The sequence below is a fragment of the Microbacterium sp. nov. GSS16 genome, from assembly GCF_028198145.1.
GTDB lineage: Bacteria > Actinomycetota > Actinomycetes > Actinomycetales > Microbacteriaceae > Microbacterium.
This window is the reverse complement of sequence record NZ_CP116338.1, coordinates 1,788,226-1,811,295: the sequence shown is the minus strand read 5'-3', so window position 1 is coordinate 1,811,295 and position 23,070 is coordinate 1,788,226. Positions and strand designations below refer to the sequence as shown.

Here is a 23,070-nt window from a genome sequence, read left to right as displayed (position 1 = left end):
CCTCAGGCGGTTCGGGCCGATGGTCTACGCGCCGACCGTGCTCTTCTCGCTGGGCGAGGGTGCCGTCATCCCCCTGATACCCGTCATCGCCACCCGGCTCGGCGCCGACGTGTCGCTGGCCGCGCTCGTGGCCGCGGCTCTGGTGATCGGACAGCTGTGCGGCAATCTGCCGGCGGGAGCGCTGGTCGCGAAGGTCGGCGAGCGGTTCACGATGGTCGTCGCCGGCGCGCTCTCGATCGCCGCCGGGGTGGGGATGCTGCTCGCCGACGACCTCACGCTGTTCGCCGTCTCGGTGTTCGTGCTCGGCTTCTGCGCGGCGGCGTTCGGGCTCGCAAGACACGCGTTCATGACGACCCGCGTGCCGCCGAGGTTCCGCGCCAGGGCGCTGTCGCTGCTGGGCGGCAGCTTCCGCTTCGGCGTCTTCATCGGCCCCTTCGTCGCGGCCTCCCTGATCCAGCTGACCGGGTCGGAGCAGTCGACGATCTGGGCGCTGATCGTGTGCTGTGCGGCGATCGTGCCGCTCGTGCTGGTCGGACCCGACCCCGAGAAGACCAGCCCGGTGCTGCTCAAGCCCACCGGCGCCGCGGTCGCCGAGGACTCGGGCGAGGTCGTGACCGGATCGATCCCGACCCGCGACCGGTACGGGGTGCTCGAGACGATCTCGTATCACCGGGCCGTGCTGATGCGCCTGGGCCTGTCGGCCGCTGCGCTGTCGGCGGTGCGCTCCGCCCGGCAGGTGATCCTGCCGCTGTGGGGTGTCTCGCTCGGCCTCGATGCCAGCACGATCGCGATCGTCGTCGGCGTCTCGGGCGCCATCGACTTCACCCTGTTCTACGCGAGCGGCCAGGTGATGGACCGGTTCGGGCGGATCTGGGCGGCGCTGCCGGCCATGCTGCTCATGGGCACGGGGCTCATCATCCTCTCCGTCACGCACGACTTCGATCAGGCGACGATGTGGTTCGTGCTGATGGCCGCCGTGCTCGGCCTCGGAAACGGTCTCTCCAGCGGCATCCTGCTCACCTACGGGGCCGATCTCGCCCCCGAGACGGATCCGGCGACCTTCCTGGGTGCGTGGCGGACGCTGACGGATGCCGGCGGCGCGGCCGCCCCGGTGGTGATCGCGTCAATCGTGGCGCTCGCCTCACTCCCGCTCGCGACAGGCGTGATGGGCGGCGTGGCGCTGCTGGGAGCGGCGGGCTTCGCCGTGTGGACGCCGAAGTTCCTGCCGCGACGCGAGCGCTGAAGGCCGGCTCAGCGCAAGGCAGTGCGGCTGGTCGCCGTGGCCTCGAGGGGCACGCCATCGGGCACGAAGTGCGAGAAGAGCGGCGGATGCCAGGCCGCGGCCACCGTGACCCGCGCCGACACCCCGTCCGGCGTTCCCGCCGAGACGAGCTCCGCGTCGGAGTCCATGGCGTCGACGACAGCGGATGCCTGCTCACGGACGCCCTCATCGGTGAGCTCGGCCCGCACCGCGTCGCCCTCGGCCTGCAGGGTGAACCCGTCCGACCCGGCGAGCGCCGCGGCATCGGCGAGCGAGTCGAGGCGCTTCTGCGCGATGTAGAGATCGGTCGCGCACACGCAGACGAAGATCACCGCGATCGCGAGCAGCACGTACCCGAGCACGAGCGGCAGCACGCTGCCGTCGTCATCGGCGAGCGCGGCGCGGAAGCGGGCTCGCACCCTCATCCGCTCCCCCACAGTCTCGACACCTTCTGCGCGGCTTGCGCCTCGATCGGGATCGCCGCCAGAGCATCCAGACCGAAGATCGACGGCATCAGCGGCAGCGTGACCCGTGACCGCACGGTGACGATCACCGTCGCCCCCGCGCCGGGGCACTCGGCGCCCGCCGGGCGGCATGCGATCCCCACATCGACCGCGCCTTCGTCCATGCCGTACTCGCGGATCACACCGGCGAGCACGGCCTCGCCCCGTTCGGCGGCGGTGCGGGCATCCGGCGCCTGACCGATCACCCGCGCGGTGTGGCGCGCGGCGGCCTCAGCGCCGAGCGTCTGCTCCTGCACCGCGCCCAGCACGAGCACCAGGTACACGAGCGGGACGAGCAGCAGCACTCCGGCGACGATGAACTCCAGGGCTGCGGAGCCGGACTCGTCGCCGATGAGCGACTCACTCGTCGCCGAACGATTCGACGGGCGCACGAGCATCCACCTCCAATCCGAACGGAACGCCGAGCAGGCCCAGCACGGGCAAGGCGGTGCGGACGCGCACGACCACGCTCGGATGCCCCAGGGCCATGTCCTCGCCGATCGCCACGTCCCCTGCGTACTCGGCTCCGACGGCCCGGGTGATCACAGCCTCGGTGCGCGCGGCACCCTCGTCGAGTGTCGTGTCGGCCAGGGCGGCGTGGTACGCGCCCTCGACAGCGGCGTCGTGCACGACGTTGCGGACATACACGGCGAAGGCGATCTGCAGCACGGCGAGAGTGAGCGCGGTCAGCAGCGCGCCGACGAGCACGAACTCGACGGGACTCGACCCGCGTTCATCGGCGAGCAGTGACCGCGCACGCATCGACCGCCCCGGTCATATACCCGAGACGCGCGAGATCGCCTGCTCGAACAGATCGACCAGCGCGGGACCGGCGACCGCCCATATCACCACGACCAGCGCCGCAGTCATCAGCGTCACCAGCACCCATCCGGGCACATCGCCCCGGTCGTCCTCGGCCAGCTCACGGCCGGCCGCGAACCATCTCTGCAGCTTCTTCATTCTTCCCTCCGGATCGTCGATCTCGTCTCAGCCGAGCCCCAGTCGCAGGATGAACAGGCCCGGGTACACCGCGAAGAGCACGCTCAGCGGCAGGATCAGGAATACGAGCGGCAGCAGCATGAGGATCTCCTTCTGCCCCGCCTGCTCGATGAGCACCCGCTTCGCCTCGTCGCGCGCGTCGGCGGCCTGGGAGTGCAGCACCGCCGCGAGCGGCGCGCCGTGCTCGAGTGCGGCGATGATCTGATCGGTCGCGCGCGACAGACCGGACAGCTGCAGCCTCGTGGCGGTCTCGCCGAGCGCGTCGGCGAGCGGCGAGCCGGTGTGCACGGCGAGCACGGTCTGCCGCAGCTCACCGGTCAGCTCCCCCGTGCCGATCGACGACACCCTCCGCAGCGCGTCGAGCAGCAACTCGCCCGCCGAGAGGCACAGGGCGAGGAACTCGAGCGTGGTGGGCAGTTCGTCTGCGAGGCGGGCCCGACGGGCTCGGGCACGACCCGTGAGCTGCATGTCGTAAGCGATCGCGGCGCCGGCTGCGGCGATGATCGGCAGCAGAGCCGCCGGCGCAGTCATCCGACCCGACACGGCGATGCCGACCACCACGACCGCACCCGCCACGAGCCCGGCTACGCCCCACGCCAGCTGACGCCCCCGGAACATCGCGGGAGTCCGCGCCAGCCCGGCCTGCGCGAGGCGCAGTCGCAGCGCGTCGCCACCCCCGATCACTCGCTCGAACATGCCGCGACAGCTGTCCCAGAGCCGCCGGCCGTGCACGGGCATGACGCCGACCGTGGGCAGGATGCCCGCCGGCAGCGCCTGGTCGTCGACCACATCGCGCACATAGGGTGCGATCCGCTGCTCGAGACGCGGCGCACCCCAGCGAGGCAGTGCGGAGAGCACGCCGAGCAGCCCGAGCGCGAACGCCCCGCCCAGCAGCACCGCGACCGCGGCATCCGTCACCGCGCTCATCCGAACCACCGCTCCGGCTCGGGCAGCCGCCCGATGCGCAGCATGATCCGGAATGCCACCACTGACACGACCGCCCCGACGAGGATCACCACGACGCCCTCGGTGCTGCCGTACGCATCACGGCCTTCAGGGCGCATCGCCAGCAGTGCCAGGACCACCCAGGGCGCGACGGCGCCGAGCACGGCCGCGCCCCGGATCCACGACTGTCGCGCCTCGACCTCGCCGCGCAGCGCCGCATCGGCGCGCACCGACGACGACAGCGCCCGCAGCACGCCGGTGAGCTCAGTGCCGCCGACCTGGCGGGCCATCCGCAGGGTCTCGACGATGCGGTCGGCGATCGGATCGGCCAGCGTCGCCTTCAGCCGGTCGAGACTCGACTCGAAGCGCCCGGTGGACTGCAGGTCGCGGGCGAAGACGCCGAACGCCGGGCGCACGGCCGGGGGCGCTGACTCGGCGAGACTCGCGACCGCATCGGGCAGCGAGAGCCCTACCCGGATCGCCGCGACCAGCAGGTCGCAGACGTCCGGCCACATCTGTCGCCGCGCTTTGCGCAGCCGGAGGCGCCGTCCGCGCAGGAACATGACCGGTGCCGCGACTCCGGCGAGCGCCGCGAGAGCAGCCAGCACGGGTATGCCCGTGAGCAGCCAGGCGAAGGCGGCGGCCACCGCGGCGAGCACGATCATGACGGCCGCGATCGTGCGCACCGGCGTGCGCGAATGCCCAGCCTCGTCGAGAAGCCGCCGCAGGCGCGAACTGCGCGGTTCGCGCGGGGGGCGATCCCGCGCCGGCCACAGCCAGGGCGACGCGCACAGCAGCAGACCGGCGCCGAGCAGTGCGCCGACGAGCAGAGTCATCCCCCTCCCTCCGCCCGGTAGACCGGTGTGCTCATGATGCGTCCGTCGACGACCTCGCCCGTCGGCGCGATCAGTTCGGCCACGCGACGGGATCCGTCGGCCTCGCGCCGGCAGTGCACGACGAATGAGATCGAGGACGCCAGCGCCGGCGCGATGAACGCGCGGTCGATGTTGCGCCCGGCGAGCAGGGGCAGCAGCGCGAGCTTCTCGAGGGCTTCGGCCGCGGAGTTGGCGTGCACCGTGCCCGCGCCGGGAACGCCGGTGTTGAGCGCGAGCACGAGATCGAGCGCCTCGGCGTCGCGGACCTCGCCGACGACGAGCCGGTCGGGACGCATGCGCAGAGCCTCTTTCACCAGCCGCCTCAGCGTGATCTCGCCCGTGCCCTCCAGGCTCGCCTGTCGCCCCTGCAGCGCCACGACATCGGGTCCGTCGACGGCGAGCTCGAAGGTCTCCTCGACGGTGATGATGCGCTGCTCCGCCGCGCAGGCCGCGAGCAGGGCGCCGAGCAGCGTGGTCTTGCCCGCGTGCGTGGCGCCCGAGACGATGATGCTGCGCCCCTCGCGCAGGCCGGCGAGCAGCACGGACGCGACGTGCTCGGGCACCGAGCCCTGCGCGATCAGCGCGTCGAGGGTGCGGTGCCGCTTCAGGAACTTGCGGATGTTCACCGCCCATGAGCCGCGCACCACATCGGCGATGGCGACGTGCAGCCGCGACCCGTCGGGCAGGGAGGCATCGACGAACGGCTGGCTGACGTCGACCCGGCGCCCCGTGGTCTGCAGCATCCGCTCGACGAGATCGCGGATCACGGCATCCGTCAGCGGCAGATCGACGCGGTGCGTCGCGCCGTCCTTGGCGACGAAGACCCGATCGGGGCCGTTGAGCCAGATCTCCTCGATCTCGGGGTCGTCGAGAAGCGGCTGCAGCGCGCCGAAGCCCGAGACGGATGCCAGCACGTCGCGCACGAGAGCCGCCTCGTCGTCGATCATCGCCTCGCCGCGCTGCAGGGCGAGGTCGTTGTGCCGCCGCACCTCGAGCTGCGCGATCCGCCGCGCCTCGTCAGGATGCGCCGCCGGGTCGGTGCTCTCCAGGCGCAGACGCCGGCGCACTCTCTCGGCGACGGCGACGGACGGATGACTCACGCCCGGCATCCTGACAGAGATCGTCCTGGCGGCGCGGAAGTTATCCACAGCGCCCGTTGCTGCGGCTGTCGGCAGATCTACGGGAAACCCGACCGACTCGATCGCTAGACTCGAGACCGCGCGGAAGTGGTGGAATCGGTAGACACGCAGGATTTAGGTTCCTGTGCCCCCGGGCGTGTGGGTTCAAGTCCCATCTTCCGCACCGCACCCCATGTACTCCGCCGATGTCGAACGACGGGAACTCCTTTGCTCCACACCATGCTCCAGGCACCGACGGCTCTGATCCCGTGGCTCGATCCGGAGACCATCATCAGCGCGGCCGGCCCGTGGGCGCTCGCCGTCGTCTGCTTCATCGTCTTCGCCGAGACCGGCCTGCTCGTCGGGTTCCTCCTGCCCGGCGACACGCTGCTCGTGATCGCGGGACTGCTGTCGCACCCGATCGGCGCCTCCGAGCACGGTGTGTTCGGGCTCAATGTGTGGGTGGTCGCTCTGCTGATCGGGCTCGCCGCCTTCGTCGGAGGCGAGGTCGGGTACCTGATCGGTCACAAGGGCGGGCCCGCCGTCTTCGAGCGCAAGGAGTCCGGCCTGTTCAGCGTGAAGAACGTCGAGCGCACCAACGCGTTCTTCGAGCGCTTCGGCGGGATCACGGTGATCCTCGCCCGGTTCGTGCCGATCGTGCGCACGTTCGCCCCGGTGGCCGCGGGCGTCGGGCATATGCCGTGGAAGCGCTATTCGCTCTACAACCTCATCGGCGCCGTGCTATGGGGCTTCGGCTTGACCATGTTCGGATACCTGATCGGGTTCATCCCGCCCGTCGCGGACTTCGTGCAGAGCTACATCGACCTGATTCTGCTGGCCGCCGTCGGCGGTACGGCCGTCATCACCCTCTGGCACTACCTCAGCGAACGCCACAAGGCGAAGAAGGCCGCGTCGGCGGGCGCCGACGTCGTCACAGACGCCGACGAAGCCGCAGCACTGCGACTCGAGCCCGAGGTCTTCGATCGCGCGCCCGACCTCGACGGAGACGGCAAGCACTGAACCGCGGCGACCGGCGAGGTTCCGCTCGTCAGCCGGCCTTCTTCTTGGGCGCCGACTTCTTGGGCGCTGACTTCTTGGGCGCTGACTGCTTCGACGTTGCCTTCTTGCCCTTCGGCGACGGCTTCTCGTCGTCACCGACCTCGTCGGCGTCCTCATCATCGGCGTCCTTCGCCGCCGCGCCGCCACCCTTCCTGGCCGCTTTGGTGCGCTCGACGCTGGCGCGCAGCGCCTCCATGAGGTCGATGACCTCGCCGCCCTTCTCGGCCTTGCCCTCGTCGCCGAAGGTCTCCGCGACGTCGAAGCCCTCGCCGGCCTCGATCTTCGCGTCGATGAGCGTGCGCAGCTCCTTCTGGTACTCGTCGACGAACTCCTCCGGGTCGAAGTCGCTCGAGTAGCTCTCGACGAGAGCAGCCGACATCTCGAGCTCTTTCTTGCTGATCCGAACGTCCTCGTCCAGCGCCGGGAAAGCGGCCTCGCGCACCTCGTCCGACCACAGCAGCGTCTGCAGCACCAGCACGTCGCCGCGCACGCGCAGAGCCGCCAGGCGGGTCTTCTGCCGCAGGGTGAAGCGCACGATCGCGGTGCGGTCGGTCTGCTCGAGGGTCTTCCGCAGCAGCACGTAGGCCTTCGGCGACTTCGAATCCGGTTCGAGATAGTAGGCCTTGTCGAGCGTCAGCAGATCGACCTGCTCGCTGGGCACGAACTCGACCACGTCGATCTCACGGCTCTTCTCGGCGGGGAGGGAGGCCAGGTCGTCCTTGGTGAGCACGATGGTCTGCCCGTCGTCGACGTAGGCGCGGTCGATGTCGGCGTACTCGACCGGCTGCCCGTCGATCTCGCACACGCGCTGGTAGCGGATGCGCCCGCCGTCCTCGTGGTGCACCTGATGCAGCGGCACGTCGTGGTCCTCGGTCGCGGAGTACACCTTCACCGGGACGTTCACGAGACCGAACGTCAGGGCGCCCTTCCAGATGCTTCTCATGCTGACAGTGAACACCAGACCGCCAGCCCGCGGCGAGGGGGTTGCGGATGCCCACTAACCTGGCCCCATGGCATCCGGCGAGCAGGTCGTTCAGATCGACGGCCGCCGCCTGCGCGTCACCAACCTCGACAAGGTCGTCTATCCCGAGACCGGGACGACCAAGGGCGAGGTGATCGCCTACTACTCGCAGATCGCCCCGCTCATGCTGCCGCACATGCGCGGGCGTCCGGTCACCCGCAAGAGATGGGTCGACGGCGTCGGCACAGCGGATGCCCCGGGCGAGAGCTTCTTCACCAAGCAGCTCGAGCGCGGCGCGCCGGACTGGATCAGGCGGATGCCGATCGAGCACTCCGACGGCCCCAAGGAGTACCCCCTCGCCGACGACGTCGCCTCACTGGTGTGGTTCGCGCAGATCGCAGCCCTCGAGCTGCACGTGCCGCAGTGGCGCTTCACGCATTCGGGCGGTCGGGGCATGCCCGACCGGATGGTGCTCGACCTCGACCCGGGCCCCGGGGTGGGGCTCGCACAGTGCGCGGAGATCGCGCGGATCGCCCGGGGCATCCTGAGCGGGATGGGGCTCGAGCCCATGCCGGTCACCAGCGGCAGCAAGGGCATCCACCTCTACGCCCGCCTGCCCACCACCGACGACGGCACCGGACTGCAGTCCAGCGACGATGTCTCGGCCGTGGCGAAGGAGATCGCCCGACTGATCGAAGCCGACCACCCCGAGCTCGCCACGCACGTCATGGCGAAATCGCAGCGCGGCGGACGGGTGTTCATCGATTGGAGCCAGAACAGCGCCTCGAAGACCACCATCGCACCCTACTCGCTGCGCGGACGCGCGCGTCCCTGGGTCGCCGCACCGCGCACCTGGGACGAACTCGACGACCCCGAGCTGCGACACCTCGAACTGTATGAGGTGCTGCAGCGGATGGAGGCCGGCATCGACCCGCTCGCCGCTCTGGCCCCGGCCAGCACGGCGCTCACCTCGTACCTCGCCAAGCGCGACGCCGCGAAGACGCCCGAGCCCATGCCGAAGACAGCATATGCGAGCTCCGGTGGCGCGCCGCGGTTCGTCATCCAGGAGCACCACGCCAGCCGGCTGCACTACGACCTGCGCATCGAACGGGATGGCGTGCTGATCAGCTGGGCAGTGCCGAAGGGCGTGCCTGAGACCGCGGACCGCAACCACCTGGCGGTGATGACCGAGCCGCATCCGCTCGAGTACCTCACCTTCGAGGGCGAGATACCGACCGGCGAGTACGGCGCGGGGTCGATGACGGTATGGGACACGGGCACGGTCTCGCTGGAGAAATGGCGCGACGATGAGGTGATCGGAACCTTCACCGGCCAGACCGGCGGCCGGCTCGGCTCAGCTCGCCTCGCCCTGATCCGTACGAGCGGCGAGGGCGAGAAGTCGCAGTGGCTGCTGCACCGCATGAAGGACGCGACCTCTCATCCGGATCCCGAGCACCGCTCCGCGCATCGCACGCAGAGGCCCGCCCGTCCCGAGAAGCCATCCCGCACCGCGAAGCCGTCCCGCCCCGAGGAGCCCGCTCGCCCCGCGCCGGAGAGCAGCGCCGACGCCCGTCCGCTCCCCTCCTTCATCCCGCCGATGCTGTCCGAGTCCGGCACGCCCGGGCTCGCCCGTTCGCTCAGCGACCCGTCGTGGGCCGAGATCAAGTGGGACGGCATCCGCGCGGTCGGCACCTGGCAGCGCGGCGACGACGGGCCGGACCGGTTCAGTCTGCGCGCCCGCAGCGGCACCGACATCACGGCACGCTACCCCGAGCTCACTGCCGACGGAGCCCCGCATCTGCCGGCCGACGACGCTGTGGTCGACGGCGAGATCGTCGCCTTCGACCGCGACGGACGCCCCAGCTTCGCCCGCCTCCAGAACCGGATGCACCTCACCAAGGGCCGAGAGATCGAGCGCGAGGTCGTGCGCACGCCGGTCGTCTACATGCTCTTCGATCTGCTGCGCCTCGACGGGCACGACCTCACGGGCATGTCGCTGCGCCGGCGGCGTGAGCTGCTCGAGCAGCTCGCCGCCGACCTCGACGCCCCCGTGCAGGTGCCGCCGGTGTTCGACGATCTCGAGGCGGCGCTCGACGCGAGCCGCGAGTTCGGTCTCGAGGGTGTCGTCGCGAAAGACCCCGACTCCCGGTACCGGCCCGGCCGGCGGTCGGGATCGTGGCTGAAACTCAAGCAGACGCACACGCAGGAGGTCGTCATCGTCGGCATCCGGCCAGGACAGGGCAGCCGCCGCAGCGGCATCGGCTCGCTGCTGCTCGCCGTCCCCTCCTCCGAATCGCAGGGCGGGCTGCGCTACGTCGGTCGGGTGGGCACCGGATTCACCGACCGGATGCTGCACGAGCTCTCCGCGCAGCTCGAACCGCTGCGCATGAAGGCGGCGCCGCTGCGGGTCCCCGCCCCGGATGCGTCCGACGCCCTGTGGGTGCGGCCCGAGCTGGTCGGCGAGGTCGAGTTCGCGAACTGGTCGCCGGGCGGCATCCTCCGTCACTCCCGCTGGCGGGGGCTCCGGCCCGACAAGTCGCCCGACGAGGTGCGCGTCGAGGGCTGAACGCTGCACCGATCCAGTCGGCGCGCTCGCGGGCTCTGCAGCGGGGCTCGCAGGCGCTCAGGCGTGCGCGGCCTCGCAGTCGTCGTGGTCGGCGGGCTCGAGCTGGAAGGTCGAGTGCTCGACGTCGAAGTGGTGAGCCAGGCAGCTCTGCAGATCCTGCAGCAGCCGCGACGCCTCACCCGATGCGAGCACGGCAGGCTCGACCTTCACGTGCGCGGTGAACACGGGCGCGCCGCGCGTGAGCTGCCACACGTGCACATCGTGCACGTCGACCACACCCGGGTACACCTTCAGGTGCTCGCGGATCTCGCTGATCGCCATGCCCTGCGGCGCCGACTCGGCGAGCACCGAGAACACCTCCCGCAGCAGCGAGAGGGCGCGCGGCAGGATGAGCACCGCGATCAGCAGCGACGCGATCGCGTCGGCGGGCATCCACCTGGTGGTCACGATCACGACCGCAGCGACGATGACCATCGCCGAGCCGATCAGGTCGCCCATCACCTCGAGGTAGGCACCGCGCACGTTGATGCTCGTCTTCTGCGCGCGACCGAGCACCCACATCGCGATGGCGTTGGCGACCATGCCGATGACCGCGACGGCGAGCATGAGCGGGCCCGCCACCTCCGTCTCGCCCGGGTCGAGCAGGCGCTGGATGCCCTGCACGGCGACCACGACCATGAGCGCGATGAGGATGATCGCGTTGATCAGCGCACCGAACACCTCGGCGCGCTGATAGCCGAACGTGCGTCGGTCGTCGGCAGGCCGCGCGGCGACCGCGGTCGCGACCAGGGCGATCACCAGCGCCGATGAGTCGGTGAACATGTGCGCGGCATCGGCGAGCAGCGCCAGCGAACCCGACAGGATGGCGCCGACCACCTGCACCACCATCACGGTGGCGGTCAGCGTCAGCGAAATCGCCAGCAGGCGCCGGTGACCGGCGTCGCGGATCCCCCCGGCGGCGGGTGCGTGGTCGTGCATGACTCCAGGCTAGGCCGGGTCGTCACCGCAGAAGGCCCGTTCCGCCTACTCGGGAACGGTAACGCTTCTCAACAACGGCGCGAGGCGACGCTACAGCGCGGCGAGCAGCGGGATGAGGGCCTGGAACGCGCGGGCCCGATGCGACTGCGCCTGCTTCTCGGCGTCGGTGAACTCGCCGACCGAGCGCTCGGATGCCGGGTCCTGACCGTCGGGGATGAAGATCGGGTCGTAGCCGAATCCGCCGGTACCGGATGCCCGGTGCGCCAGCCGGCCCGGCCAGATTCCCTCCACGACGCGCTCCTGCCCGTCTGCCGTCACCAGCGCTATGGTCGAGTGGAACTGCGCGCTGCGGTGCGGGTCGGCGACGTCGCGGAGCTGATCGAGCAGCAGCTCCAGGTTCGCGGCGGCATCCTTCTTCTGCCCTGCCCAGTACGCCGAGAACACTCCCGGGGATCCGCCGAGCACGTCGACGCAGATACCGGAGTCATCGGCGAGCGACGGCAGACCGGTGTGCGCGAACGCCGCACGCGCCTTGATCAGGGCGTTCTGCGCGAAGGTCACCCCGTCTTCGACCGGCTCAGGGCCGTCATAGCCGATCACCTCGAGGTCGGGGCGGGTCGAGGCGGTGATCTGCTGGAACTCGGTGACCTTGTGCGGGTTGTGGGTGGCGAGAACGACCTTCACTCGGCGCCCCCCTCGCCCAGCGCCGCGAGCTGATGCTCCTTCAGAGAAGCGCAGCCGTTCACACCGAGGTCGAGCAGCGCGTCGAGCTCGCGCTTGTCGAACGGCGCTCCCTCTGCGGTGCCCTGCACCTCGACGAAGAGACCGCGGCCGGTGACGACGACGTTCATATCGGTCTCGGCACGCACGTCCTCGACGTAGGCGAGATCGAGCATCGGCTCGCCGTCGACGATGCCCACCGACACGGCGGCGACTGTGTCGAGCAGCGGCTTGGCGTTCCTGCCGATGAACTTCTTATCGCGGCCCCATTCGACGGCGTCGGCGAGCGCGACGTAGGCGCCGGTGATAGCGGCGGTGCGGGTGCCGCCGTCGGCCTGCAGCACGTCGCAGTCGATGACGATGGTGTTCTCGCCGAGCGCCTTCGTGTCGACCACGGCGCGCAGCGCACGGCCGATGAGCCGAGAGATCTCGTGCGTGCGACCGCCGATGCGACCCTTCACGCTCTCACGGTCATTACGGCTGTTGGTGGCGCGGGGCAGCATCGCGTATTCGGCGGTCACCCACCCCTTGCCCTTGCCCGTCAGCCATCGGGGCACGCCGTTGGTGAACGATGCGGTGCACAGCACCTTCGTGCCGCCGAAGCTGATCAGTGCCGAGCCCTCGGCGTGCGCAGACCAGCCGCGCTCGATCGTGATCTCGCGGAGCTGGTCGGTGCTGCGCCCGTCGGCGCGGACGATGTCGGTCATGGTGTCCTCTCGGAGCATTCGGGTTCAGGGCCGGGTATCGGCGTCGAGCAGGTAGGGCAGGTCGATCACGCCGGTCTGCACGAGCTGCACGTCGCGCACCTCGTGACCCATCAGGCGGTTGGCGAGCGCGGTGAAGTCCTCCGCCGAGTCCCCGGTCGCCTCGTACACGTAGCTGGCGACGGCGCCCTGCGAGGCGAGCTGGTCGCGCTTCACGAGCTGACGATAGACATCGGCGGCGGTCTCGTCGTCGCTGGACACGAGCGAGACCCCCTGGCCCATCACATAGCTGATCGCGCCGCGCAGGAAAGGGTAGTGCGTGCATCCCAGCACGAGGGTGTCGACCTGGGCATCCCGCAGCGGCGCGAGATACTCCTCGGCCACGGCCAGCACCTCCGGCGAGCCGGTGATGCCGGCTTCGACGAATTCGACGAAGCGAGGGCAGGCGGCAGTGAACACTTCCAGGCGCTCGTTCACCTCGAGCATGTCCTGGTAGGCGCGCGAGCCGATCGTGCCGACCGTGCCGATCACGCCGACACGGCCGTTGCGCGTCGTCGAGACCGCGCGGCGCACCGCCGGGCCGATCACCTCGACCACGGGAACGTCGTACCGTTCGCGGGCGTCGCGCAGCACCGCGGCGGATGCCGTGTTGCACGCGATCACGAGCATCTTCACGCCCTGCTCGACGAGCGCGTCGAGCACCTCGATGCTGTAGCGCCTGACGTCCGCGATCGGCTTCGGCCCGTAGGGCGAGTGGGCCGTGTCGCCGATGTACACGAGCGACTCCTGCGGCAGCTGCGCGCGGATCGCCCTGGCCACCGTGAGCCCGCCGACGCCGGAGTCGAAGATGCCGATCGGTGCGTCGTTCATGGTGCTCAAGCCTAGTCTCGTGCGGTCAGCGGCTCAGCATGGCGCGGCGGGCGGCTCGGGCGGCGAGCATGCTTGCGGCCGGTGACGAGATCACGGCGCCTTCCGCCTCGGCGGGCAGACCGACGTTCACCGCGGCGATGGCCGGCGACAGGGAGCGGATGCTGTCGAGCACGGCCCTCTGCGGGGAGTCGGCTTCGACGCTGTCGACGAGCACGAGGCTCTGCCCGGCGCTCGCGCGGCTGGCGGCGTCGGTGATCTGCTCTCGGCTGGCGGATATCGCGTCGAGCCGGACGATCTCCCCTCCGGCCGCGAGCGCGAGTGCGACGTGCGAAGCCGCGCTGTCGACCGCCAGACTCGATGCCCGTCGCAGGTCGATCACGGTGGTCGGCGCGTCGGCGAACGAGGGAAGCTCGCCCTGCACGCGCACCGCGCGATCAGCGATGCCGTCCCCATCGAAGGACACCGCAGGTACTGCGGACCGCTGCCGCACGGCATCCGCCATCGCCGCCACGCGATGCGCCGCGTCCTCGATTCGCGCGCGGGAGAGCTCGCCGCTGCTGACCGCCGCGATGATCGCGTCGCGAGCGGCCAGGTAGTCCCGTTCGTCCTGGTCGGGCAGCATGGCCGCGCCGGGGTTGGTCGGATTGCCGATGCACAGCAGGTCGGCGCCAGCGGCGAGCGCGCGCACGGCTCCCCCGCCGATGCCGACCTGCTCGCGGATCGCGGCCATGTCGAGCGCGTCGGTGATGATCACTCCGTCGAACCCATCGCGACGCAGCCGGCCGAGCACGTTCGGATCGAGCGTGGCAGGAGCGTCGCCCCAGTGCGGGGCGCTGATGTGCGCCGTCATGATCGAGAACACGCCTGCGCGAACGGCCGCGATGAACGGAGGGATGTGCTGCGCGTCGATCTCGTGCTGAGAGAGGGTCAGCGTCGGAAGGTCGTGGTGCGAGTCGGTGTGCGTGTCGCCGTGCCCGGGGTAGTGCTTGGCACATGCGGCGAGTCCGGTGCGCTGGATGCCGCGCACCGCCGCGGCCGTGTGCCTGGAGACGAGATCGGTGCTCGCGCCGAAAGAGCGCACGCCGACCACGGGGTTGCGCGGGTCGGTGTTCACATCCGCCACCGGCCCGATGACGACGTCGCCTCCGACCGCGTCGACACGGCGGCCGACCTCGTAGCCGGTCGCCTCAGTGGCGACCACGTCATCCACGACGCCCAGCTGCGCTGCCCCCGGAACGGTTGAGCCGGTATGGGTCTCGAGCCGGGTGACGCTGCCGCCCTCCTCGTCGATCCCGATCAGCGCGCGCGGGGCGCGACGATGGATGTCGGCGCTCAGCGCAGCGGTTTCGCCGACGAGGTTCTGCGCGAAGTAGACCACTCCGGCCAGACCCTCATCGAGCGCCGTGCCGAGCCATGCCGGCATCTCGGATCCGAGGAATCCCGGCCACAGCACTCCGTTCACCAGTCGGGTCAGCTCGTCTGCCATGCGCGGGTGCTCCGTCATCGGTCGTGGGGGCGGGATCCGCTGCTCAGTATTCCCGACCCGGCGCCTGGATACACTGGCCGGATGAGCTCCGCGTTCCTCACCGACCGCTATGAACTGACCATGCTCGCCGCGTCTCTGCGCGATGGCACCGCGACCAGGCCCAGCGTGTTCGAGCTGTTCTCGCGGCGCCTCTCCGGCGGCCGCCGCTTCGGCGTCGTCGCCGGCACCGGACGCCTGCTGACGCTGCTGCGCGACTTCCGGTTCGGCGACGACGAGCTGCGGTACCTGCGAGACAACGACGTGGTGGATGCCGATGCGCTGACCTACCTCGAGAACTACCGCTTCACGGGGACGATCCGCGGCTACCGCGAGGGCGAGCTCTACTTCCCCGGCTCCCCGATCCTCAGCGTCGAGGGCACCTTCGCCGACGCCGTCGTGCTCGAGACGCTCGCGCTGAGCGTGCTCAACCATGACTCCGCGGTCGCCACGGCCGCATCCCGCATGAGCATCGCCGCCGGCGAGCGTCCACTCGCGGAGATGGGCTCGCGTCGCGCCGCCGAGCAGTCGGCCGTCGCGGCGGCGCGCGCCGCGTACATCGCCGGATTCGCGTCGACGAGCAACCTCGAGGCCGGCCGGCAGTGGGGCATTCCCACCATGGGCACGGCGGCGCACTCGTGGACGCTGCTGCACGACTCGGAGGAGGACGCGTTCCGCTCGCAGATCGCGAGCCTGGGCACGGGCACCACTCTCCTCGTCGACACCTACGACATCCGGAAGGGCGTCGAGACCGCGATCCGCGTCGCCGGCACCGGTCTCGGCGGTGTGCGTCTCGACTCGGGCGACCTGCCGCTGGTCGCGGCGGCCGTCCGCCAGCAGCTCGACGAGCTCGGGGCGACCGAGACGAAGATCACCGTGACGAGCGACCTCGACGAGTACGCGATCGCCGCTCTCGCGGCGTCCCCCGTCGACTTCTACGGGGTCGGCACCTCTGTGGTCACCGGTTCGGGCTATCCGACCGCGAGCATGGTCTACAAGCTCGTCGCTCGTCAGGACTCTGCGGGCAGCTGGGTCGCCGTGGCGAAGGCATCCACCGACAAAGGCTCCAAGGGCGGGCGCAAAGCCGCCTTCCGCACTCTCGACAACGGCGTCGCGGTCGCCGAGACCGTGTCGGTCGCCGACGGCTTCGAGCAGGTCGACACCGCCGCCGAGCACCCCGAGGCCCGCGCGCTGCAGGTCGTGCTGGTCGACGCCGGTGAGATCGATGCTGCGCACGAGGGCGCCGCGGGAACGGCATCCGCTCGGGAGCACCACCTGCGAGTCCGCGAGGAGCTGCCGGTGCGGGCACTGGCGCTCAGCAAGTCGGATCCTGCGATCCCGACCCTTTTCGTCGACGCGCTCTAGCGGCCATCCGGTCCCTGAGCAAGGAGCGCAGCGACGCGCCGAAGGGTCGTCGACGCTGACTGACACGCTTTGACGCGACGTCGCGTCAGGAGACCATGCTCTCGTAGATCTCCTTGCAGGTGGGGCAGATCGGGAACTTCTCCGGGTCGCGGCCCGGGGTCCACTTCTTGCCGCACAGCGCGCGCACCGGCTTGCCGGTGATCGCCGACTCGAGGATCTTGTCCTTCTTGACGTAGTGCGAGAAGCGCTCGTGGTCACCCGGCTCGAGATGCTCTTCCTGCAGCAGCTCTTCGAGTTCGCGATCGAGCGTTGCCACGCCACCCTGATCGGGGCTGTCCAGCGGAGTACTCATGTCGAGATTCTATCCGCGTCGGCGGCGCCGGGGTCAGGTGGTCTCGACGAACTCCATCAGCCGCTCCCCGCTGCGCTCGAAGATCACCGCGCCCACCGCCGCCCCGCCGAACAGCACGACGACGCCGCTGATCACGCCGACCCAGAACGTCGTCGGGGCATGCTGATCGCCCTCGATGAGAGTCAGCGCGAACAGCCAGATCGTGGGCGTGCTCGCCAGCAGCGCGCCCACGAACGTCAGCGCGGCGCCGTACGAGCCGTGCGCCGCCGAACGCTGCGGCTGCTGGAACGGACTGTCACCCGGCCGCGAGACGGCGTACGGCGCGACGACCGATGCGATGCTCGACATGCCCAGCCCGGTGAGCAGCAGCGCCGCCGTCACGCCGATCAGCGGCAGCATGAGGTGCCAGTCCGAGATGACGGCGAGGGTGACCGAGATGCCGATCGCCAGCACCGGCAGCGAGACGAGCACGACCGGCATGAGGCGACCGAGCCGATCGGGCAGCCCGCGCACGCCGCTGGCGATGTGCATCCACAGTGCCGTCGAATCGTAGGCGGCATCGTTGTGCGGCAGCCATCCGAAGAACAGAGCCATGAGTAGGACGGGAACCAGCGCGGCCAGCCACAGCGGCACTCCCGCCACGAGCAGCGGGAAGACCGTCAGCACGCCGGCGATCGGCACGACGAGCAGGTTCACGATGTAGCGCCGGTCGCGCAGCCAGTACACCAGGCTGCGTGCGGCGATGGCGCCGAACGCGTTAGCCGGCAGCGAGCCGAACCAGCCCAGTCCCGACCGCTCGCGGGTCGCGTAAGGGCGCTCGGATGCGGTGAGAAGCCGCCTGACCAGCAGGTGCCACAGCAGCAGCATCCCGCCGATCGTCCCCGCCGCCACCAGCCCGCTCGCCCACGCCGCGCCCGTCTCGCCGGACGCGATGTGGAAGAGGAACGCCTGCGGCGCCGCCAGCGGCGAGAACCCGACGATCGTGGTGGCGGTGTGCACCGCCGGAGGAACCTGCCCGTCCCAGCGCAGCGAGGCGAAGTAGGCCGCTACCGGGAACGCGATGACGATGACCGGCAGCGCGAACAGGATCGTCAGCTCGCGCGATCGCCGCTCTGGCAGCAGGATCGCGCTGATCGCCATCCCGATCCGGGCGGCGAGGGAGATCGACAGCACGCCGATGACGCCGAAGAGCACCGCGGCCGCCCACGGCACCCCGGCCTGGATGACGACGGTCACGACGCAGGCCGTGACCGCGATCAGCGCGAGACTGGGCGCGCTGACCAGCGACGCGAGCACGAGCGTCCACGCGAGCCGGCCCTCGTCGACGCCGAAGGGCCAGAAGCGCCGCGGGTCGAGCTGATCGGGCGTGCCCGTGAGCATGGGACCGACGAAGAACGCGAGCATCAGCGCGGCAGCGCCCAGCACGATGACCGTCTGCGCGGTGGCCAACGGCGCCTCGCCGAGACCGAGAATGGCGACGCAGACGGCGACGGTCGCGACGACGGATGCAGCCAACGCGATCGCCGCGCGAACCGCACGTTCCCCGCGCAGCGCACCGACGAGCAGCGCGACCCTCAGTCGGAGAACGTGTGCAGCCACTCGAGTCCCTCCACTTCGCCGCCAGTGCCGGAGAGCTCGATGAACCGCTGGGTCAGCGTCTGCCCTGCGCGGACCTCGTCGATCGTCCCCTCGGCGAGCACCTCGCCGCCCACGATCACGGCCACGCGCGAGCACACCCGCTCCACCAGATCCATGCCGTGGCTGGAAAGGATCACCGTTCCCCCGTGGGCGACATATGAGCGCAGGATGTCGAGGATCACACCCGATGAGACCGGATCGACCGCCTCGAACGGCTCGTCGAGCACGAGGACGCGCGGCGAGTGGATCAGCGCCCCCGCGAGCATCACCTTCTTGGTCATTCCCGCCGAGTAGTCCGACACGACTCGGCTCAGCGCCTCGTTGAGGTCGAACGCGCGGGCGAGGTCGGCGGTGCGCTTCTCGATGACGGAGCGATCGAGTCCGCGCAGCTGCCCGTAATAGTGCAGCAGCTGGCGTCCGGTGAGGCGGTCGAAAGTGCGCAGCCTGTCGGGCAGCACGCCCATGACCCGCTTCGCCTCGAGCGGCTTCTCGCGCTGATCTATCCCGCTGATGTGCACGGTGCCCGCGTCCGGCCGCAGAAGGCCCGCGATGATCGACAGGGTCGTGGTCTTGCCGGCACCGTTCGGTCCCACCAGGCCGTAGAACGAACCGGCGGGAACGGTGAGGTCGACGTCGTCGACGGCGTTGGTGTCGCCGAAGCGCTTGACCAGACCCCGGATGCGGATGGCGTCCCGGGCCGGCGCCGGCTCGTCCGGGTCGATGCTGTCGGTCTCGCTCTCGTCGATCTGCTCAGCCGGCTCGAGCAGGTCGAGTGCCGGCGCTGCGGCGTCCGCCTCGCGCGCCGGCGACGCGTCGGGCACTGCAGCAGCCGACGCGGCGGCGTCGGATGCCGGCGCGCTCGTCGTCGCAGCATCGGGTGACGCGGCATCGGGCACCGGAGTGCCGGATGCCGCCACGCCGGGCTCGACCACGCCGGGCTCGACCACGACGGCTGAGCCCGCGGCGTCCCGGCGCGGCGGACGCGCCTCCGCCAGATCCGCGCTGTTCGACGCGGCGACCATGCGACGCACCGGCTCCGAGTCGATCGCGATGACCGCGTCGGTGGTGACCTCGGGCATGAGCGAGGTCACGTCTGCGACCGTGCGATCGGAAGCGGACGCTGCCGACTTCGCCGCCGGCTTCGATGAACGGGCCTCGGCCTCGGTTGCGGGTGCGGACGCCAGGTTCTCGGCGGTCGAGGCGTCAGACGGCGCGGTGGAGGCGGCGTTCGCGGCCTCCACAGCCGGGGACTTCGCAGATGCCGCCTTCGTCGTGCTCGTGTTCGTATTCGCCGTGCTCGACTTCGCCGTGCTCGACTTCGCCGTGCTGGTCTTGGCCGTGCTCGACTTCGCCGTGCTCGACTTCGCCGTGCTCGACTTCGCCGTGCTGGTCTTGGCCGTGCTCGACTTCGCCGTGCTCGACTTCGCCGTGCTCGACTTCGCCGTGCTGGTCTTGGCCGTGCTGGTCTTCGCAGCGGCTGTCTTCGCCTCAGCGGTGCTCGCCCCGGCCGACTTCGCAGCAGCCGTCTTCGCAGCGGCGCTCGCGCCAGTGGTCTTCGTGGCAGCGGTCTTCCTGGCAGGTGTCTTCGCCGACGCGGTGCTCGTTGCGGTCGTCTTCCGCGCGGTCGACCCGGCGGAGCTCTTCTTCGCAGCGGCGGATGCCGCCGACTGCTTCGAGGCAGAAGGGATCGAGTCCGCAACGGGCTCCTGCGCCGAGGTCGCGCTGCCGCCTTCGAGCGCCACAGTCGGTTCCCCCGCCGGATCAGCGGGCGACGTCCCCTGCTGATCCTCCGATGCCGCCTTCTTCGCCGCGGCGGCCTGAGCCCTCTTCGCCGTCTCGGCCCGTTTTGCCGCCGTCGTCTTCGCCGCCGTGGTGTTCGCAGCGGTGGTGCGGCTCGCGGTCTTCGCGGCGGCGCCTGCGGTGGACGCCTTCTTCACAGCCGCCGCGCGCCCGGCATCCGCCTCTGCCGCTCTCTTCGCCGCCGCCGCCTTCGACGCGGCCGACGTGGTCGCTGCCTTCTTCACGGCAGCCGTCTTGGCTGCCGCTGTCTTCGCAGAGGCCGCCTTGGTCGCAGCAGTCTTCGACGCAGCGGTCTTGGTCACAGCAGTCTTCGACGCAGCGGGCTTGGTCGCGGCAGTCTTCGTCGCTGCAGCCTTGGTCGCGGTCGTCTTCGCGGCAGTGCTCTTGGCTGTGGATGTCTTCGCTGCGCCGGGCCCCGCCTTCCGCGGCGTCGGCGCACCCTGCTCGGCCGATGGCACGGAGGCGGGCTCGCTCGAACTCGTCTCGTCGATGCGGGCGTCCTCAGGATCAAGCGGAGCAGTCACTCGTCTACGGTACCAACGACCGCCGACGACGCCCTGGGTGCCGACACCGCGCGACATCCGCAACGCAACCCCCTTGTGCGACTCTGGGAGAAGAGTGTGCAATCGGTCACGAAAGGACAACGGGACGGCCTCCCCCCGGCGTCTCCCAGCAGCTATCGGTAGCATTGCGGAGGCACGAAGAGGTGTCCCGTCGGTGAACCGACAGTGAACACCGTTCTTTCTTAGGAGATTCCGTGACTCTTCAGACCGTCATCCTCGCAGCCGGCATGGGCTCGCGCCTCGGCCGCGCCCTGCCGAAGCCGCTCACCGAGCTGAGCGACGGCCGCACGATCATGGGCCAGCAGCACGACAACATCCGTGCGGCCTTCGGCAAGAGCGCCCGCATCACCACCGTCGTGGGTTACCGCGCCGAGACGATCGTCGAGGCCTTCCCCACCGCGAACTACGTTCACAACGAGCGCTACGACGTGACCAACACCTCCAAGAGCCTGCTGCGCGCGCTGAACGCCACCGGCAAGGGCGGCGTGCTCTGGATGAACGGCGACGTGGTGTTCGACCCGCGCATCCTCGGCCGCGCCATCGAGTTCATCGAGCGCGACCAGTCGTTCGTCACCGTCAACACCTCCAAGGTGAGCGACGAAGAGGTGAAGTACACCGTCACCGCCGAGGGCTACATCAACGAACTGTCGAAGACGGTCAAGGGCGGCCTCGGTGAGGCGGTCGGCATCAACTACATCTCCTCGCGCGACAAGAAGGCGTTCATGCGTCAGCTGCAGCGTGTCGAGGATCAGGACTATTTCGAGCGCGGTCTCGAGCTCGCCATCGTCGAGGACGGGCTGCTGCTCGAGCCGATGGACGTCTCCGACCTGTACGCGGTCGAGGTCGACTTCGCGGAGGACCTGGAGCGCGCGAACCTCTTCGTGTGAGCCGAGTCGCGCATGCCCAAAGCCCCGCCCTGTCAAGGGGGTCGGGGCTTTCGGCTTTCTCGCGGAAGCGGTGCATAGGATCGCGACATGCGTGAGAAGGTCCACAAGATCCACTCGCTCCCGGAGGACTCCCCCTGGGACAGGCCCGTCCCCCCGGTGGGCTCGACCGAGCATCCGCTCAGCGTGCGCAGTCTCGACCGGGTGATGGCCGTGCAGCGACCGCTCGTCGTAGCGCACATCCGCAGCATCCGCCGACGGCATCCCGATGCGAACCCTGACCAGATCGTCCGGGCCCTCGAGGCGCGCTATCTCGCCGCCGTCACGGCCGGCGGCGCCGCGGTCGGCGCCACCGCCGTCGTGCCCGGCATCGGCACCGGCGTCACGCTCGCGCTGTCGGGCGTCGAGACCATCGGATTCATGGAGTCGACGGCGCTGTTCGCGCAGTCGGTCGCGGAGGTGCACGGCATCACCGTCTACAACCCCGAACGCGCCCGCGCGCTGGTCATGACGCTGATGCTCGGCAAGGAGGGCGTCGACCTCGTCTCCCAGCTCGCGCGGCAGGCGACGGGCACCGGCGGCACGCGCTCGTCGTACTGGGGCGAGATGGTCACCAAGTCGCTGCCCCGGGCGGCGATGGGGCCCGTCGTCGACCGGCTCAAGTCAGCGTTCATCCGGCAGTTCGCCAAGCGCGGCGGGGCATCCATCCTCGGCAAGGCACTGCCGTTCGGCGTCGGCGCGGTCGTCGGCGGCGCGGGCAACCACCTTCTCGGACGTCGCGTGCTCACCACGTCACGACGGGCGTTCGGCGCCGCTCCCGCGAACCTTCCGGCCGAGCTGGAGCCTTCGCCGGGCAGCGAGCGACTCGAGATGCGGATGCTCAACGGCGCACGGCTCATCGGCTCGAGGTTCCGCCGCACGCCGCGGGAGGTCGGATCCTCACCCGGGTCATCCTCCACAGACAGCGAATGAGCTCGAGTCATCCACTGACCGGGATTCGCCGTCGGCGGCCGTCTGACGAGGTCTGAACTGGTTCCTACGGTGACGGGATGCTGCATCCCATAGATCCCGCCGATCCGTTACCGCCCGTCGCGTACTGCGTGCCGTGGGTGATCACCCGGCGCGACCGCACGCACCCCGTGGTGCTCGACGCCGGTCGCGAGGCGGCCGACTTCGTTCGCGTCTTCCGCGACGATGTCGACCATCACCAGGTGGTCGACCTGTGGGGCCAGGTGCTGCCGGGCGAGACGGTCGAGCTGTGCCTGTGCGCGTCCGACCCAGACGAGGCGGTCGTGTCGATCGCGTGGTTCCGGCAGCTGGACGGACGGGAGTACGAGTGGCGATTCGTCATCTGACGCCGCCGCCGGCGACCGGATCGACGCCGCTC

The 23,070-nt window shown here is 70.2% G+C and carries 24 protein-coding genes, 1 tRNA gene and 1 pseudogene; 10 read left to right on the top strand and 16 right to left on the bottom strand.

The features are described from left to right. Window positions 1-19 precede the first annotated feature (19 nt). On the top strand, window positions 20-1,243 hold the full coding sequence (locus tag PGB26_RS08615) for an MFS transporter (RefSeq protein WP_271639623.1): 1,224 nt from the start codon (window positions 20-22) through the stop codon (window positions 1,241-1,243). Between the two features lie 8 nt (window positions 1,244-1,251). Here PGB26_RS08615 and PGB26_RS08610 read toward each other — a convergent pair whose 3' ends face one another. The 7 genes from PGB26_RS08610 to PGB26_RS08580 are packed head-to-tail and all read right to left on the bottom strand — an operon-like array spanning window position 1,252 to window position 5,683. Then, window positions 1,252-1,686 (bottom strand): pilus assembly protein TadG-related protein, encoded by a 435-nt coding sequence (locus PGB26_RS08610; protein WP_271637232.1) that lies wholly within the window; start codon window positions 1,684-1,686, stop codon window positions 1,252-1,254. Beyond that, window positions 1,683-2,162 carry a TadE family protein gene (locus PGB26_RS08605; protein WP_271637231.1) on the bottom strand — a complete coding sequence of 160 codons (480 nt, stop codon included), beginning with the start codon at window positions 2,160-2,162 and terminating at the stop codon, window positions 1,683-1,685. Before PGB26_RS08605 ends, PGB26_RS08610 begins: the two co-directional genes overlap by 4 nt. Further along, on the bottom strand, window positions 2,125-2,526 hold the full coding sequence (locus tag PGB26_RS08600; protein WP_271637230.1) for a TadE/TadG family type IV pilus assembly protein: 402 nt from the start codon (window positions 2,524-2,526) through the stop codon (window positions 2,125-2,127). Before PGB26_RS08600 ends, PGB26_RS08605 begins: the two co-directional genes overlap by 38 nt. Window positions 2,527-2,538: 12 nt before the next feature. Beyond that, entirely contained in the window at window positions 2,539-2,724 is a 186-nt protein-coding gene (locus PGB26_RS08595; protein WP_271637229.1) for a hypothetical protein, read from the bottom strand. A 27-nt stretch (window positions 2,725-2,751) separates the two neighbouring features. Beyond that, window positions 2,752-3,690 (bottom strand): type II secretion system F family protein, encoded by a 939-nt coding sequence (locus tag PGB26_RS08590; protein WP_271637228.1) that lies wholly within the window; start codon window positions 3,688-3,690, stop codon window positions 2,752-2,754. Then, on the bottom strand, window positions 3,687-4,544 hold the full coding sequence (locus tag PGB26_RS08585) for a type II secretion system F family protein (protein WP_271637227.1): 858 nt from the start codon (window positions 4,542-4,544) through the stop codon (window positions 3,687-3,689). The genes PGB26_RS08590 and PGB26_RS08585 overlap by 4 nt, the downstream gene beginning before the upstream one ends. Continuing rightward, window positions 4,541-5,683, bottom strand: coding sequence for a CpaF family protein (locus PGB26_RS08580; RefSeq protein WP_271637226.1), 1,143 nt, complete (start codon window positions 5,681-5,683; stop codon window positions 4,541-4,543). Before PGB26_RS08580 ends, PGB26_RS08585 begins: the two co-directional genes overlap by 4 nt. Before the next feature lie 120 nt (window positions 5,684-5,803). Here PGB26_RS08580 and PGB26_RS08575 point away from each other — a divergent pair. Further along, window positions 5,804-5,885: transfer RNA gene (locus tag PGB26_RS08575), tRNA-Leu, on the top strand. Window positions 5,886-5,941: 56 nt separating this feature from the next. Next, the gene (locus tag PGB26_RS08570; protein WP_271637225.1) at window positions 5,942-6,721 is read left to right on the top strand and encodes a DedA family protein; all 780 of its coding nucleotides are present in this window, start codon (window positions 5,942-5,944) and stop codon (window positions 6,719-6,721) included. Between the two features lie 28 nt (window positions 6,722-6,749). Here PGB26_RS08570 and ku read toward each other — a convergent pair whose 3' ends face one another. Beyond that, complete coding sequence (gene ku, locus PGB26_RS08565) at window positions 6,750-7,703, bottom strand: non-homologous end joining protein Ku (RefSeq protein WP_271637224.1); 954 nt, start codon at window positions 7,701-7,703, stop codon at window positions 6,750-6,752. Between the two features lie 67 nt (window positions 7,704-7,770). On the opposite strand from ku, the gene PGB26_RS08560 reads away from it, so the two are divergent. Further along, window positions 7,771-10,287, top strand: a complete 2,517-nt coding sequence (locus tag PGB26_RS08560; protein ID WP_271637223.1) for an ATP-dependent DNA ligase — start codon at window positions 7,771-7,773, stop codon at window positions 10,285-10,287. 57 nt (window positions 10,288-10,344) lie between these two features. On the opposite strand, the gene PGB26_RS08555 is transcribed toward PGB26_RS08560, so the two are convergent. From PGB26_RS08555 to PGB26_RS08535, 5 genes are all read right to left on the bottom strand, one after another. Beyond that, a complete protein-coding gene (locus tag PGB26_RS08555) occupies window positions 10,345-11,265 on the bottom strand; it encodes a cation diffusion facilitator family transporter (RefSeq protein ID WP_271637222.1) in 921 nt (306 codons plus the stop codon). Window positions 11,266-11,355: 90 nt separating this feature from the next. Next, window positions 11,356-11,949 (bottom strand): RdgB/HAM1 family non-canonical purine NTP pyrophosphatase, encoded by a 594-nt coding sequence (rdgB, locus tag PGB26_RS08550; protein ID WP_271637221.1) that lies wholly within the window; start codon window positions 11,947-11,949, stop codon window positions 11,356-11,358. After that, on the bottom strand, window positions 11,946-12,692 hold the full coding sequence (rph, locus tag PGB26_RS08545; RefSeq protein ID WP_271637220.1) for a ribonuclease PH: 747 nt from the start codon (window positions 12,690-12,692) through the stop codon (window positions 11,946-11,948). Before rph ends, rdgB begins: the two co-directional genes overlap by 4 nt. 24 nt (window positions 12,693-12,716) lie before the next feature. Then, entirely contained in the window at window positions 12,717-13,559 is an 843-nt protein-coding gene (gene murI / locus PGB26_RS08540; RefSeq protein WP_271637219.1) for a glutamate racemase, read from the bottom strand. A 25-nt stretch (window positions 13,560-13,584) separates the two neighbouring features. Beyond that, window positions 13,585-15,045: a glycoside hydrolase family 3 protein gene (locus PGB26_RS08535; protein WP_271637218.1), complete on the bottom strand. Its 1,461-nt coding sequence runs from the start codon at window positions 15,043-15,045 to the stop codon at window positions 13,585-13,587. Between the two features lie 81 nt (window positions 15,046-15,126). On the opposite strand from PGB26_RS08535, the gene PGB26_RS08530 reads away from it, so the two are divergent. Then, window positions 15,127-16,446 (top strand): nicotinate phosphoribosyltransferase, encoded by a 1,320-nt coding sequence (locus tag PGB26_RS08530; protein WP_271637217.1) that lies wholly within the window; start codon window positions 15,127-15,129, stop codon window positions 16,444-16,446. Between the two features lie 85 nt (window positions 16,447-16,531). Here PGB26_RS08530 and PGB26_RS08525 read toward each other — a convergent pair whose 3' ends face one another. The 3 genes from PGB26_RS08525 to PGB26_RS08515 are packed head-to-tail and all read right to left on the bottom strand — an operon-like array spanning window position 16,532 to window position 19,527. Continuing rightward, a complete protein-coding gene (locus PGB26_RS08525; protein ID WP_071640714.1) occupies window positions 16,532-16,798 on the bottom strand; it encodes a DUF3039 domain-containing protein in 267 nt (88 codons plus the stop codon). A gap of 33 nt (window positions 16,799-16,831) precedes the next feature. After that, entirely contained in the window at window positions 16,832-18,397 is a 1,566-nt protein-coding gene (locus PGB26_RS08520; RefSeq protein WP_271637216.1) for a hypothetical protein, read from the bottom strand. Further along, entirely contained in the window at window positions 18,373-19,527 is a 1,155-nt protein-coding gene (locus tag PGB26_RS08515; RefSeq protein WP_271637215.1) for an ABC transporter ATP-binding protein, read from the bottom strand. The genes PGB26_RS08520 and PGB26_RS08515 overlap by 25 nt, the downstream gene beginning before the upstream one ends. A 195-nt stretch (window positions 19,528-19,722) precedes the next feature. On the opposite strand from PGB26_RS08515, the pseudogene PGB26_RS13905 reads away from it, so the two are divergent. The 5 genes and pseudogenes from PGB26_RS13905 to PGB26_RS08490 form a co-directional block, all read left to right on the top strand. Continuing rightward, window positions 19,723-19,782: pseudogene (locus PGB26_RS13905) on the top strand (hypothetical protein); the annotation flags it as partial. Window positions 19,783-20,305: 523 nt separating this feature from the next. Next, window positions 20,306-20,968 (top strand): hypothetical protein, encoded by a 663-nt coding sequence (locus tag PGB26_RS08505; protein WP_271637213.1) that lies wholly within the window; start codon window positions 20,306-20,308, stop codon window positions 20,966-20,968. Window positions 20,969-20,993: 25 nt separating this feature from the next. Continuing rightward, entirely contained in the window at window positions 20,994-21,686 is a 693-nt protein-coding gene (locus PGB26_RS08500; RefSeq protein ID WP_271637212.1) for a phosphocholine cytidylyltransferase family protein, read from the top strand. Between the two features lie 87 nt (window positions 21,687-21,773). Beyond that, window positions 21,774-22,655 carry a hypothetical protein gene (locus PGB26_RS08495; protein WP_271637211.1) on the top strand — a complete coding sequence of 294 codons (882 nt, stop codon included), beginning with the start codon at window positions 21,774-21,776 and terminating at the stop codon, window positions 22,653-22,655. A gap of 77 nt (window positions 22,656-22,732) precedes the next feature. Then, on the top strand, window positions 22,733-23,038 hold the full coding sequence (locus tag PGB26_RS08490) for a hypothetical protein (protein ID WP_271637210.1): 306 nt from the start codon (window positions 22,733-22,735) through the stop codon (window positions 23,036-23,038). The last annotated feature ends 32 nt before the right edge of the window (window positions 23,039-23,070 follow it).

Coding starts and splice junctions, on each gene's coding strand:
- PGB26_RS08590 (WP_271637228.1), bottom strand. CDS start 3,690: ATGAGCGCGGTGACGGATGCCGCGGTCGCGGTGCTGCTGGGCGGGGCG.
- PGB26_RS08530 (WP_271637217.1), top strand. CDS start 15,127: ATGAGCTCCGCGTTCCTCACCGACCGCTATGAACTGACCATGCTCGCC.
- PGB26_RS08585 (WP_271637227.1), bottom strand. CDS start 4,544: ATGACTCTGCTCGTCGGCGCACTGCTCGGCGCCGGTCTGCTGCTGTGC.
- PGB26_RS08535 (WP_271637218.1), bottom strand. CDS start 15,045: ATGGCAGACGAGCTGACCCGACTGGTGAACGGAGTGCTGTGGCCGGGA.
- rph (WP_271637220.1), bottom strand. CDS start 12,692: ATGACCGACATCGTCCGCGCCGACGGGCGCAGCACCGACCAGCTCCGC.
- murI (WP_271637219.1), bottom strand. CDS start 13,559: ATGAACGACGCACCGATCGGCATCTTCGACTCCGGCGTCGGCGGGCTC.
- PGB26_RS08490 (WP_271637210.1), top strand. CDS start 22,733: ATGCTGCATCCCATAGATCCCGCCGATCCGTTACCGCCCGTCGCGTAC.
- PGB26_RS08495 (WP_271637211.1), top strand. CDS start 21,774: ATGCGTGAGAAGGTCCACAAGATCCACTCGCTCCCGGAGGACTCCCCC.
- PGB26_RS08600 (WP_271637230.1), bottom strand. CDS start 2,526: ATGCGTGCGCGGTCACTGCTCGCCGATGAACGCGGGTCGAGTCCCGTC.
- PGB26_RS08560 (WP_271637223.1), top strand. CDS start 7,771: ATGGCATCCGGCGAGCAGGTCGTTCAGATCGACGGCCGCCGCCTGCGC.
- ku (WP_271637224.1), bottom strand. CDS start 7,703: ATGAGAAGCATCTGGAAGGGCGCCCTGACGTTCGGTCTCGTGAACGTC.
- PGB26_RS08605 (WP_271637231.1), bottom strand. CDS start 2,162: ATGCTCGTGCGCCCGTCGAATCGTTCGGCGACGAGTGAGTCGCTCATC.
- PGB26_RS08615 (WP_271639623.1), top strand. CDS start 20: ATGGTCTACGCGCCGACCGTGCTCTTCTCGCTGGGCGAGGGTGCCGTC.
- PGB26_RS08610 (WP_271637232.1), bottom strand. CDS start 1,686: ATGAGGGTGCGAGCCCGCTTCCGCGCCGCGCTCGCCGATGACGACGGC.
- PGB26_RS08555 (WP_271637222.1), bottom strand. CDS start 11,265: ATGCACGACCACGCACCCGCCGCCGGGGGGATCCGCGACGCCGGTCAC.
- PGB26_RS08595 (WP_271637229.1), bottom strand. CDS start 2,724: ATGAAGAAGCTGCAGAGATGGTTCGCGGCCGGCCGTGAGCTGGCCGAG.
- PGB26_RS08525 (WP_071640714.1), bottom strand. CDS start 16,798: ATGAGTACTCCGCTGGACAGCCCCGATCAGGGTGGCGTGGCAACGCTC.
- PGB26_RS08570 (WP_271637225.1), top strand. CDS start 5,942: ATGCTCCAGGCACCGACGGCTCTGATCCCGTGGCTCGATCCGGAGACC.